The organism is Streptomyces sp. NPDC017225 (assembly GCF_044331465.1).
Taxonomy (GTDB): Bacteria; Actinomycetota; Actinomycetes; order Streptomycetales; family Streptomycetaceae; genus Streptomyces.
Genome location: NZ_JBIRNE010000007.1, coordinates 230,572 through 242,360, shown reverse-complemented (window position 1 = coordinate 242,360; position 11,789 = coordinate 230,572). Strand labels below are relative to the sequence as shown.

Below are 11,789 nucleotides of genomic sequence, written 5' to 3'. Positions count from 1 at the left end.
ATACGGTGGGCACATGACGCAGGCGACTCCTCCCGGGTGGTACCCGGACCCCGGACAGAAGAATGACGGTCCCGCCACCGAACGCTGGTGGGACGGCAAGGCGTGGACGGACCAGGTCCGCCCCACGGGACCGGCCGCCGCGTGGGAGCCCCCGGCGCAGCCGTCAGCCCAGCCCCCGGCGCAGCCGCCCGCGCACGACACCGTGCCCGCGTACGGCACCGTGCCCGCGCCGTACCCCGTGCACCCGGGCTACCCGGGGCTCCCCGTTCAGCCGCCGTCCGCGCGGCGGCGCCGGCTGCGTACCGGCATAGCCGTGGCCGCCGCCGTGGCCGTGCTGGCCGGCGTCGGTGTCGGCGTGTACGTGCTGGTCGACGACGGTCCGGGCGGCGGCACGTCCTCGCAGGCGGACCGGCGCGGACCCGGCGGCCAGACCGACCCCTTCGGCGGCCCCGGCGGCGGCGAGTCGCCCTCGCCCGACTCCCCGGACGGGTCCGAACCGCCCACGATCGACAGCGGATCGGTGACGGACCCGGTCAGCGGGATCAGCCTGCCCATTCCGGACGGCTGGTCCGGCCAGCAGATGTCGGTGGGCGCGACGGTGACGTCGGACGACAGCTACGAGTGCCCCGGCGACACCTCCGCGACCTGTACCAAGGGTGGCGCCTACTCGGCCCCCGCGGTGGTGCTGGGCACGAAGGGCGGCACCGCCGAGGCGGTCGCGAAGGCCGACATCGAGGCGAACGCCGAGGAGTCCTACGGCGGTGAGTCCTACGGCGGGATCACCTCGCACGAGGAACTGGCGTCCAAGGCGGTCACGGTCGCCGGACAGAAGGGCTATCTGGTCCGCTGGAAGGCGGTCACCAGCGAGGGCGCCGACGGCTACGTCGAGTCGCTCGCCTTCCCGGCGCCCGCCGATCCCGAGCGCATCGTCGTCGTCCGGTTCGGCGTCGACGTCGGGGAGCGGCAGTCGGTGATCGACGAGATCACCAAGGGCATCGAGGCCGACTCCTCCGGAGGCGGCAACGGCGGCGGACAGGACGTCTGACCGGCCCCGGACAGCAGTCGGCCGGGTGGGCCCCCTTCCGCTCAGAGGGGTCCCACCCGGCCGGGGGTGCGCGCCGCCCCCGTCCCCACGGTGCGGCGCGGGCAGGCCACCGTCCAGTCATCCCATGGACGGCGACCTGGGTCTCAGGGGAGGCCGAGCGCCGGCAGCACGACGGCCTCCACGAACCCGACGAGGTACGCCGCGTCGGCCTGCTCGCCCTCGACGACGGGCCGCATCCGCAGCATGCCGAACAGCTGGGCCGGTACGTACTCCAGGGCCGGATGACCGGCGGGGATCTCTCCCCGTGCGACGCCCCGCCCGAGGATCTCCCTCAGCGCCGCGATCTCCGGCTCGACGAGCGCCTCGCGCAGCGCGCACTGGAGTTCCGGGTCCTGCATGACCGCGTGGCCGAGCGCCTGGAGCAGCCCGGTGTCCTTGCCCGCTCCCTCGCCCGCGGCCCGGGCCGCCTGGCGCAGGTCCTCGGCCAGCGACCCGGTGTCGATGCCGACGAAGCGCACTCGGCGGTTCGAGCGCAGCGCCGCGGCCACGAACTGCGGCTTGGTCTTCCACTGCCGGTAGAGCGTGGACTTGCTGCACCGGGTACTGGCCGCGATGCCGTCCATGGTGACGGCGTCGTAGCCGCAGGTCCGGACCTGTTCGAGCACGGCGTCGAAGAATTCCTGCTCACGCTCCGGCGTGAGCTTGGAGCGGCGCGAGGTGCCGACCGGTTCCGGTCCGTCCGCGGCCTGCGGCGTCATCTGCTCTCCTCTTCCGCTCCAGCGGCACTGGTGGCTGCCTCGAGCGGCCCGTACGACAGTGTGTCGCATGTCTATCGATACACGAGTGTACCGGTACACCAGCGTATCGGTACACTGGCGTATCGGAACGAGGTCGTATCGATGAGAACCCTCACATGCCCCCGTACCCGTGAGCCACAAGCACCACCGTCAGCGAAAGGGCCGGGGGATGAACGCCCGCACCGAGCCTGCGCAAGCAGGGCAGGACGCGCACGCGCGCCCGGCGCTCGTCCGTGAGCTCCTGCTCGTGGCCGGGCTCTTCCTCGTGTACAAGCTCGGCCGGGGGCTGGCGACCGGCCACACCGCCGAGGCCTTCCGCAACGCCCACCGGGTGTGGGACTGGGAACGCGCCCTCCGGCTGCCGGACGAGGGCACGGTGCAGTCCCTGCTCCTGCACGGCGACACCCTGATACACGCGGCGAACACCTACTACGCCGCCGTCCACTTCCCGGCCACCGCGGCCTTCCTGGTCTGGCTCTACCTGCGACGGCCCGGACACTACGTCTGGGCCCGCCGGGTGCTGGCCGCCGTGACCGGTGCCGCGCTGATGGTGCACCTCCTCTTCCCACTCGCCCCGCCCCGCATGCTGGGCGCCACCGGGCTGATCGACACCGCCCGGGTCTTCGGTCCCTCGGTGTACGGCCCGCCGAGCACCGACCAGTTGTCGAACCAGTTCGCGGCGATGCCCTCGCTGCACTTCGGCTGGGCCCTGATGCTGGCGATCGGCCTGATCGTCGCGACGCGGTCGCGCCTGCGGTGGCTGTGGCTGCTGCATCCGCTGCTGACGCTGCTGGTGATCGTGGGCACCGCGAACCACTACTGGCTCGACGTGCTCGTGGCGGCGGCCCTGATCGGCCTCGCCCTCGCGGTGATCCGTCCGGCGCGCCGGCCGCGGTGCGCCGTGCCCCACCGCCGGTCCGAGTTCCGTCGCCGGACGGCCGCGGACCGGCACGAGCCGGTGGGGGCGGGCCGATGAGCGCGGCCCTGATCGCCGTCCTGCTGTCCCTGGTCTCCGCCTGCGCCTACGCCGCCGCGGCAGTCGCCCAGGAACGGCTGGCCTCCCGCGACCCCGGCACGGGCGCGCTGCGGCTGCTGGCGTCCGGCGCCTGGTGGTGGTCGGTCGCGCTCAACGCCTCGGCCGCGCTGCTGCACGTGGTGGCCCTGAAGTACGGTCCGCTCACCGTGGTCCAGCCGCTCGGTGCGCTCACCCTGGTCGCGGCGGTGCCGCTGGGGGCGCGACTGGCGGGCCGGCGGGTGAGCGCGGTCGAGTGGCGGGGCACCGGACTGACCCTGCTGGGGCTGGGCGCGCTGCTGCTCACCGCGTCCGGTCCCGCGCCCGACGACGTACTGAGCGTGTCCGAGGCGCTGGCGGTCTCCGGTGCGACGGCCGCGCTGATCGGCATGCTGTCGTGGCCCGGTGCCCGGCCCGGACTGCGGCACGCCTCGGCCTCGGGCATCGCCTCCGGGGTCGCCTCGGCGCTCACGCAGACCGTCACGGTCGCCGTCACCGACCGCTCGGGCCCGCTGCTCAGCGCGCAGGTGATCGGGGTGGCGGCGCTGGTGGCGGTCTTCGCGGCGGGCGGGCTGCTGCTTTCGCAGACGGCGTACCGGGGCGGCCTGGGCGCCCCGCTGGCGGTGGTGACCCTGGCCAACCCGGTGGCCGCCGCCGTGATCGGGCTGTCCCTGCTCGGTGAGCGACTGCGGGGCGGCCCGGCCGGCGTGCTGCTCGCGCTGGCCGGTGCGGCGCTGGCCGCCTGGGGCGTGGTCCAGCTGAGCCGGGCGGCACCCCGGCGGCCCGACGACGCCGGTTCACCGGCCGCCGTACCGGAGCCGGCGGCGACTTTGACGGCGGGGGAACCGGTGGGCCGGGCCGCCGCCGGACCGGCGCAGGTGGAGCGGGACCAGGTCGGTCCCGCGCGGGTGGGGCCGGTGCTGGTGCCCCGGCAGCCGGGGCCGGGGCGCCTCACGCGGCTGTAGGGCGTCCTGCCGGTGACCGTCAGTCCGTGACGATCGCCGGGTCGCTCACCCCCGGCCGCCCGTTCTCCACGTGTCCGGCGAGGCGCCGCAGGAACGCGGGGTCGGCCTCGGAGGTGACGGTCAGGTCGTACCAGCGCCGGCTCCCCGCGAGGTCGACGGTGTGACGCACGGTGGCCCCCGGGCGCACGGTGAACGTCCTGCTCCGCCCGCCGTAGGCGTTCGCGACCCGGAGACGGGCCGCCCCGGTCCCGGTGTTGGTGAGCGTCAGCCGGACGTCGTCACCGGCGTGCCGGGCGGTGACCTCGGGTCCGGCCGCCTTGTCGGGACCCCGGAAGACGCGCAGGAAGCCGTTGGGGCCGTGCACGGTCAGGTCGTACGAGCCGTCCGAGTAGGCGAGGTTCCAGGTGTCCGCGGTGCTCTTGCCGGCCTCGGTGGTGTACGTCCAGGGGCCGTCGGCGCGGTTGCCGGAGGTGACGAGGAAGGCGGCACCGGCCCCGGCGCCGGAGGCGAACGTGAGCGTGAGCCTCCCTCCCGCCGCGTCCACGGCACCGTCCACCCGCGGGGCGTACCGCAGTGGGCGGGCGGGGCGCGTGCCGCGTTCCTGCCGGGGCATGTACGGGTCCGCGGGCGGTGTCGGACGGTAGTCCGGGTGGCGTTCGCGGTCCGGCGGCTCGTAGGCGTCGGTGTCCGGCAGACGGGCCGGCCGGCTGTCCTCGCGGGAGAAGTCGAAGGCGGAGGTCAGGTCACCGCAGACGGCGCGCCGCCACGGCGAGATGCCCGGCTCGCGCACGCCGAAGCGGCGCTCCATGAACCGGATGACCGAGGTGTGGTCGAAGGTCTCCGAGCAGACGAAGCCGCCCTTGCTCCAGGGGGAGACGACCAGCATGGGCACGCGTGGACCGAGCCCGTACAGGCCCTCGCGGTGGGTCCCACTGCCCTCGAACACGTCCAGGGAGACGTCGACGGTGGACAGGCCCCGCGCCGCGGACTTCGGCGGCAGCGGCGGCACCACGTGGTCGAAGAAGCCGTCGTTCTCGTCGTACGTGATGAACAGGGCCGTCTTCGCCCACACCGCCGGATTGGACGTGAGCGCGTCCAGCACCTGGGAGATGTACCAGGCGCCGTAGTTCGAGGGCCAGTTGGAGTGCTCGGAGAAGGCCTCCGGAGCGGCCATCCAGGAGATCTGCGGCAGCCGGCCGGCCTGGACGTCGGCGCGGAGCCGGTCGAAGTAGCCGTCGCCGTTCCTGGCGTCGGTGCCGGTGCGGGCCTTGTCGTACCAGGGCTCACCGGGCCGGGCGTCGCGGTACTTGTTGAAGTACAGCAGGGAGTTGTCGCCGTAGTTGCCGCGGTAGGCGTCGTCGATCCAGCCCCAGTGGCCGGCCGCGTCCAGGCCGTCGCCGATGTCCTGGTAGATCTTCCAGGAGATCCCGGCCTCCTCCAGCCGCTCGGGGTACGTCGTCCAGTCGTAGCCGAGCTCGTCGTTGCCGAGGACCGGGCCGCCGCCCCTGCCGTCGTTGCCCGTGTGCCCCGACCACAGGTAGTAGCGGTTGGGGTCGGTGGAGCCGATGAAGGAGCAGTGGTAGGCGTCGCAGACGGTGAAGGTGTCGGCGAGGGCGTAGTGGAAGGGGATGTCCTCGCGGGTCAGGTACGCCATGGTGGTGGTGCCCTTGGCGGGCAGCCAGCGGTCGTACTTGCCGTTGTGGTACGCGTCCTGGCCGTCGGCCCAGCCGTGCGGCAGCCCCTCCAGGAACCGCATGCCGAGATCGTCGGCCTCGGGGCGGAAGGGCAGCACCTCCGTGCCGTCGGCCTTGGTCTGGTGCCACACCGACCTGCCGGTGTCCAGGGTCACCGGATGCGGGTCGCCGAAGCCGCGGACGCCGCGCAGGCTGCCGAAGTAGTGGTCGAACGAACGGTTCTCCTGCATCAGGACGACGATGTGCTCGACGTCCTCGATGGTCCCCGAGCGATGGTTCGCCGGGAGCGCGGCGGCCCGCTCGATACTCGCCGACAGCGCGCCGAACGCCGTTGTCGCGCCCGCGAGTCGGAGAAAGCGACGACGATTGACCTCGGGCATGGATGAGGAGCCTCTCGCCTTGGGGGGCCATCCGGCCGGGGGGGGGCGCCGGATGATGACGGAACGTGCGCGGAAGGAGTGTTTCAGGAGCGGCGAACGTCAGGGAAGGGCCCGGTGGCGCCCTGGTGAAAGTCGCCGGTACACGGGAGGGAGGAAGGCGCGCGGAGAGCGGGCGGCACGAAAACACGTCGCCCGGACGGACCGGCGGCCCTACGCTGACCGGAGCGGGAGCGCGCGCTGCCCGCAGGCTGCGGGGCCGTGGCAGAGCGGCCCATCGCGATCGACGTGTACGAGGCCCCGTACACGTCGACTGACGGGAACCGGGCGGGCCCTGCCCCTCCCTGTCCGCGGGTTCGAATCCCGCCGGCCCCGCCGCCGGACTCATCCGCGCCAGCTCGCGTCGCGCAGGGCGGCCTCCGCTCCGGCGAGGTAGACGGCGGTGGCGAGCCACTGGGCCGGGTACCGGTCCCGGCCGGCTTCGTCGAGGCGGCCGAACGCGTCACGGGTGCGCCGGGCGGCCACCGTGCCGAGCGCGGCGGCCAGTTCGGCACCGGTGACGAATCCGCCGCGGCGCAGCGCGAGCACGTGGCCGTGGCGATCGTCGTCACGCGCGGATTCGGCCGCGGCCCGGCGTCCACCCGCGACGGCCAGCTCGACCAGACGCCGAAGGCGCCGGAGCGGCGAGTCGGCGGCGGTGGCCGGCGCGGGAGTACCGGAGGGCGCGGACGGTGGCGGGAAATCCGGGGGGAAGTGGTCGCTTTCCAGGTGGTCGTAGCCGAGGTCGGCACGGCCCTGCCAGGCGTCCGGGAGACGCAGGGTGGCCTCGCTACCGGGTATCGCGCCTACGGCCAGCGGGCGCAGGGTGGTGACCCGGTCGGGGTCGACGCGTCCCAGGACCCGGATCCGCAGCCCCGGCCCCGCGCCGAGCCTCCGCAGGTTGGCGGTGTGGGCGAGACCGGGATGACGGTGGGCGGGGGCCAGCCGGACCGGCGGACCGGAGGCGGGCCGTCCTGCCGGGGACGGGTCACCACTTCGCCCCGGCAGTACCCGGACGAGGAGTTCCTCGCCGTCGGCCGCGAGGATCTCCACGTCGCAGCCGGTCAGGGGCCCGGCGTGCCCGGTTTCCTCGGGGCCACCCGCGAAGGCCGCCGGGGGCCGGCCGGTGGCGGACCCGGTGACCGGGCCGGCGGCGACCGCCGCCGGGTCCGCGGCGGCCCAGGGGCGTCCGGCGGCGAAGGTGGCACGGACCCCCTTTTCCCGCAGGAGGCGCCCGTCCGGGGAGACGGCGGCACCCGTGAGGATCAGGCCACCGCGGGACACCCGGAAGTGGTCGCTCAGGAAGGACCGGATGGCGACATGGGCGGTACCGGCTCGGCGGGCCCGGGCCGGACCGCCCGGCTCGACGTCGCGGAGCGTGTACCAGCGGCCGTCGTCGGCCACCAGGTGGGTGACCACTCCGCCGAGGCCGTCCGGCCCGATCACCGGTTCGCGGCAGACGCCGTAGAGCCGCAGCGGTCCGTCGGGTCGGTGGTTGCGGCGGACCGAACCGACGAGTGCCGGGTCGGGGTCGCCGTCCTTCACCCGATGGGTGACCAGGAGGAGTTCACGCAGGGCGGCGACCAGCTCGGCGAGGCTGTGGGAACGGTCCGGGTCCCGCGCGTCCCGCAGGTGGCGCACCACACCCAGGGCGGCGGTCTCCGCGCGGTGCAGGCCCGCCAGCCGGGCCGTGTGGGCGGCGCGGAGCAGCTCGGCCTGGACGACCGCTCCCGCACCGGCCGTTCCGGCGGAGAGCACGGTCGCCCCCGCCGCCCACAGTCCGGCCGCGGCACGGACCTGGTCGGCCCGGCCCTCCGGGCTGCCCGCCGGGGCGGTCGGACGGTCGGGAGCCGGCGGTGCTGCCGCGGCCGTGGACCGGGTGGACGCCGAGGGGGCGGATCCGGCGGGCGGGGCGGGTTCCGCGTCCGCGACCGGGCAGGCGCCCAGGACCGCCGTCCGGTGCAGGCAGCGCGGTGCCAGGAGGCAGGTGCAGCGGGCCTGTCCGGCGTCGGTGACCGCGCCGGACGGACCCGGCGCCAGTGTCACCGTGACATCGTCGCCGCAGCGGACGCCGAACGTCCCGTCCCCGGTGGTGACGTGCGCGGTGGCCAGGGCCTCGACCGCCGCGTCGAGTCTGCCGCGCAGCCGCGTGGTCAGACTCTCAGCCGCGGCGGCGAAGACCTCCGGCACGACCGGTGGGAGTGGGAGGTCCGGACGGGCAGGGGTCATCGGGTCGCTCCACGGACGCGCTCGCCCACCCAGCGGGCCAGCGAGAGAGGGCTGAGCGCGGCCACCGGCATGCCGGCCGCGACGAGTTGCCGGGTGACCGGCACCGAGTAGCGGGGCACCCCGCCGCCGTCCAGGGCGGCGCAGCCCAGCACCTGGACACCGGCGAAGACCACGGCCCGGACCTCGGCCAGCAGCCCGTCGATCGCGGCTCCCTCCTCGAAGTCGCTGACGACCACCATCAGCGTGCGGTTCGGCACCCGCACCAGCGTGCGGGCGTGCGCGACCCCGGCCGCGATGTGCGTGCCGCCGCCGACCCTCACCTCCAGCAGCAGGGAGAGCGGGTCGGCGACCCGGTCGGTGAGGTCGACCACCTGTGTGCCGAAGGCGAGGAAGTGGGTGGAGAGCATGGGCGCGCCGCCCAGTACGGCGGCGGTGATCGCCGACCAGACGACCGAGGACTCCATGGACGCGGAGACGTCGACGACGAGGATCAGCCGCCAGTCGTTCTCCCGTGCGGTGCGGGTGGTGAAGACCGGCCGTTCGGGGATGACCTCGACGCTGCCGTCCTCCAGACGGCGGGTGTGGGTGAGGTTGGCCCGCAGCGTGCGGGGCAGGTCCAGCCGGCCGCCGGGGCGCCGGGTGGGGCGCGGCGAGGTGAGGCCGGTCAGCGTGGGACGCAGCCGGGTGGCGAGTTCCCGGGTGAGGTCGTCGATCAGCCGTCTGACGAGCGGCCTGAGGCTCGCCATCCGCTGTTCGGGCATCCCCCTGGCGAGCGACAGCACGGCGGACAGCAGTTCCACGGAGGGACGTACCGAGGCGGGGTCGAGGTGGGCGATGACGTCCGTACGGCCGCTCTCCACGGCGCGTCCCAGGACTTCCTCCCGGACGTCCGCGCCGAAGAGCGCCTCGAGTCGCTCGGCCCAGTGCCGGGCACTGGGAAAGCCCGGTCCCCGGCCACCGGTGCGCCCGCCGTCGGCGCGCCGGCCGTCGGTACGGCCGTCGGCCGGGGCCGCCCGATCGCCGCCCTGCGCGCCGCCGTCCTGGTCACCGCCGCCCGCGCCCTCCCCGTCTTCCGTCCCGCCCTGGCCGTCCTGGCCTTCCTGGCCGTCCGTCCCGAACAGCTCGTCGAGGGCCCAGGCGTACGGCACGAGGCCCGGGGGCAGCTTCGCCGTGTCGCGGCCCAGCAGCAGCCGCCAGCGGTCTGCGGGGCGGATCCGTGCGGCCCCGGGCGCCGGCCGGTCCGGGGCCGGGTCCTCCGTGTGCGGCGAGGAAGGGGCGCCGGTGTCCGTGCGCGCCGGCGCCGAAGGGCTCACCAGCCCGTCCAGGCCCACCGCCCGCAGTGCGGCGAGTCCCTCGTGGTCGGCCTCGGCCCCGCGTCCGACCAGCTCGGCGGAGGCCGGGAGCCGCAGGCCGGGCCGGTGGCCCAGGCGGTCGGTCACGGCCGCGAGCAGCCGGCCCCGGCCGGCCCGGGTCAGCGCCCGGAAGCCGCCGCGCAGTGCGGGGAGCCGGTCGAGGAAGTCGCGGTCGCCGATGGTCTCGACGCGCTCGAACAGCGGCTCGAGGGCGGTGGGTACGTACTCCATCAGCGGACCGGCGCCGATGAGCACCCCCGTGAGCCGGCGCTCCAGCCGGCGCCGGGTGTCCGCTCCCGTGGCCGTGTCGACCCACCCGGCGAGCCTTCGGCCGAGCAGGTCCGAGCCGTCCAGGCCGAGCAGCACCCGGGCGGCGAGGGACGCCCCCTGGACCAGCCCGGACCCCGCGGTGGAGAGCCGGTACAACTCGCCGTCCAGCCGCAGGCCGAGGCGTTCCTCGCCGCTTCGGACGGCCAGGGTGACGATCGCGAGAGCGTCCTCTTCCTCGTCGCTGCCCGCCAGCCCCGGCAGGGCCCGCACGGCGGCCTCCAGCACGGTCTCGGAGACTCCGGCCGCCCGCACGCGTATCCGCTCGGTGGTGCCGGGCAGGTGTCCGCGCCATATGGAGTCCAGCAGGTCCAGGGCATGCAGCAGTTCGGGCAGTGTGGCCGCGGCGGGCAGTGACCGCGCGGCCTCGGTGAGGCAGTCGCCGACCAGGACGGGCAGCGCGCACCTGGCCGCGGCGCCCAGGACGCCGATGACCTGGGCCGGGGTGGCTCCGCCGGCGGCCCGCGACGCACGACGGTGGTTCTCCCGGAGAGTGCCGTCGGCCGCCTGCGCGGCGGTGACGCCTCTGACTCCCACCAGTTCGAGCCGGGCGACGACCGCCGGGGTCCAGGCCGCCCGCCAGCGGGTGGTGAGGGCGCTCCCGTCCCCCGTGGCGGACACCTCGGCAGGCTCGGCGTAGCCCACCCCGCACTCCCCCAGGCGCTGGAGCAGGATCTCGCGCCGGGCGTCGAGTGCGGAGCGGAGCGGCTGGAGCCGGAGTTCACGGCGGGCGGGGCTGCCCGGGCAGGGCATCCGCAGCGAGGCGAGCTCCGCCTCCACCCAGGGGCCGAGTCCGCAACGAGGAGTGCCGGGGGCGAGACGGCCGCGCTCCGTGCCGACGAGTACCGGTTCCAGGACCCGGCCGAGCGGTTCGCCCCGGCCCAGTACGGACGTCACCGCTTCCAGCAGTTCACTTCGGCCGGGGGCGGGCAGGCCGCGCAGGGCGCCCAGGTCGCAGGCCAGCCGCAGGGTCTCGATCGCCTCGCCGGTTCCCGCGGTGTGCCCGGACGCGCGGATCTCCCGGCAGAGTTCGGTGATGACGCGCGCGGCGGCGTCGCGTATCCGGCCGGGATCGCCACCGGCGTCGAGCACGGCCTGCCGCCAGCGCGGGTCGCGGACGCCGGCCGGATAACCGGAGCGGGGGTCCAGCAGGGCGAAGGCGTACGGCACGAGCGACGTGACGACCGCGCGGCCGGCGGGGAGGCCGTCGGCAGGCGCCGTCGCCCGCGGGTGTTCCTCTTCGCCGGTCAGGCCGGGGACGTGGAAGGCGCCGATCACCGCCGCGACCCGGCGCCCCTTCGCCGCGGCGACGGCGGCGCGGCGCATGTGTGCCTCGCGGGCCAGGTCGACGGCAGCGACACCGCCGTGCGCCTGCCGGTCCCGGCGCAGCACCCGGCCGACGGCCAGGGCGGCACGGCGTACGGCCTCGGGCGTGCTGCCCGGGGCCGACGACTCCACGGTGCGGTCCCACAGGTCGTCCTCGTCCGGCCCGGCCGGCCTCGCGCAGGCGTCGGCCCCGGCCGGCCACTGTGGGGCGGTGAGGGGGAGATCGGCACAGATCACCTCCGCGCCCCGCTCCCGTGCCCAGCGGATCGCCGCCAGTTCGGGGGAGAAGTCGGCGAGGGGGTACGAGCGCAGCCGTCCGTCCTCGTACGCGCCGGTCAGTGCGACCGGCGCGGTGGTGCGCGGGTCGGAGAGGTACGGCAGCCAGGGCTGGAAGTCGGCCGGCAGTTCGACGCAGACGACCTCGGCCGCCGCGGCGTCCAGGAGCCGGGGTACGGCGACGGCGAGTGCGGGACTGTGGTGCCGTACGCCGATCAGGTAGGGCCGGGTGCGGGTCGCCGGCTCGGCCACCCGGGCGGCCGCTTCTTCTCTCGCGGTCATGCGGTCAGGGGTCCCAGTGAGTGGTTCGGCGGGGGACGGCCGCGCGCGGCGACCGTCCCCTCTCGTGG

General features: G+C 75.3%; 7 protein-coding genes and 1 tRNA gene. 4 read left to right on the top strand and 4 right to left on the bottom strand.

Annotated features, from left to right (window positions below; translation table 11 throughout):
• The first annotated feature begins 13 nt into the window (after positions 1–13).
• Positions 14–1,045, top strand: a complete 1,032-nt coding sequence (locus ACH4NX_RS18485) for a DUF2510 domain-containing protein (RefSeq protein WP_398128057.1) — start codon at positions 14–16, stop codon at positions 1,043–1,045.
• 143 nt (positions 1,046–1,188) lie between these two features.
• On the opposite strand, the gene ACH4NX_RS18480 is transcribed toward ACH4NX_RS18485, so the two are convergent.
• Positions 1,189–1,803 (bottom strand): TetR/AcrR family transcriptional regulator, encoded by a 615-nt coding sequence (locus ACH4NX_RS18480; protein ID WP_351395614.1) that lies wholly within the window; start codon positions 1,801–1,803, stop codon positions 1,189–1,191.
• 208 nt (positions 1,804–2,011) lie between these two features.
• Here ACH4NX_RS18480 and ACH4NX_RS18475 point away from each other — a divergent pair, with 208 nt between their 5' ends.
• Positions 2,012–2,818, top strand: a complete 807-nt coding sequence (locus ACH4NX_RS18475) for a phosphatase PAP2 family protein (RefSeq protein WP_398128056.1) — start codon at positions 2,012–2,014, stop codon at positions 2,816–2,818.
• The gene (locus ACH4NX_RS18470; protein WP_398128055.1) at positions 2,815–3,819 is read left to right on the top strand and encodes a hypothetical protein; all 1,005 of its coding nucleotides are present in this window, start codon (positions 2,815–2,817) and stop codon (positions 3,817–3,819) included. Before ACH4NX_RS18475 ends, ACH4NX_RS18470 begins: the two co-directional genes overlap by 4 nt.
• 19 nt (positions 3,820–3,838) lie before the next feature.
• Here the strand turns inward: ACH4NX_RS18470 and ACH4NX_RS18465 are convergent, their stop codons facing one another.
• The gene (locus ACH4NX_RS18465; protein ID WP_398128054.1) at positions 3,839–5,893 is read right to left on the bottom strand and encodes a phosphocholine-specific phospholipase C; all 2,055 of its coding nucleotides are present in this window, start codon (positions 5,891–5,893) and stop codon (positions 3,839–3,841) included.
• A gap of 252 nt (positions 5,894–6,145) precedes the next feature.
• Between ACH4NX_RS18465 and ACH4NX_RS18460 the strand changes: the two genes are divergently transcribed.
• A tRNA-Arg gene (locus ACH4NX_RS18460) sits at positions 6,146–6,265 on the top strand.
• 9 nt (positions 6,266–6,274) lie between these two features.
• Here ACH4NX_RS18460 and ACH4NX_RS18455 read toward each other — a convergent pair.
• Together ACH4NX_RS18455 and ACH4NX_RS18450 are read right to left on the bottom strand one after the other, a co-directional pair.
• Positions 6,275–8,158: a hypothetical protein gene (locus ACH4NX_RS18455; protein WP_398128053.1), complete on the bottom strand. Its 1,884-nt coding sequence runs from the start codon at positions 8,156–8,158 to the stop codon at positions 6,275–6,277.
• Positions 8,155–11,721 (bottom strand): DUF5682 family protein, encoded by a 3,567-nt coding sequence (locus ACH4NX_RS18450; RefSeq protein WP_398128052.1) that lies wholly within the window; start codon positions 11,719–11,721, stop codon positions 8,155–8,157. Before ACH4NX_RS18450 ends, ACH4NX_RS18455 begins: the two co-directional genes overlap by 4 nt.
• Between the last annotated feature and the right edge of the window lie 68 nt (positions 11,722–11,789).

Coding starts and splice junctions, on each gene's coding strand:
- ACH4NX_RS18450 (WP_398128052.1), bottom strand. CDS start 11,721: ATGACCGCGAGAGAAGAAGCGGCCGCCCGGGTGGCCGAGCCGGCGACC.
- ACH4NX_RS18455 (WP_398128053.1), bottom strand. CDS start 8,158: ATGACCCCTGCCCGTCCGGACCTCCCACTCCCACCGGTCGTGCCGGAG.
- ACH4NX_RS18480 (WP_351395614.1), bottom strand. CDS start 1,803: ATGACGCCGCAGGCCGCGGACGGACCGGAACCGGTCGGCACCTCGCGC.
- ACH4NX_RS18470 (WP_398128055.1), top strand. CDS start 2,815: ATGAGCGCGGCCCTGATCGCCGTCCTGCTGTCCCTGGTCTCCGCCTGC.
- ACH4NX_RS18465 (WP_398128054.1), bottom strand. CDS start 5,893: ATGCCCGAGGTCAATCGTCGTCGCTTTCTCCGACTCGCGGGCGCGACA.
- ACH4NX_RS18475 (WP_398128056.1), top strand. CDS start 2,012: ATGAACGCCCGCACCGAGCCTGCGCAAGCAGGGCAGGACGCGCACGCG.
- ACH4NX_RS18485 (WP_398128057.1), top strand. CDS start 14: ATGACGCAGGCGACTCCTCCCGGGTGGTACCCGGACCCCGGACAGAAG.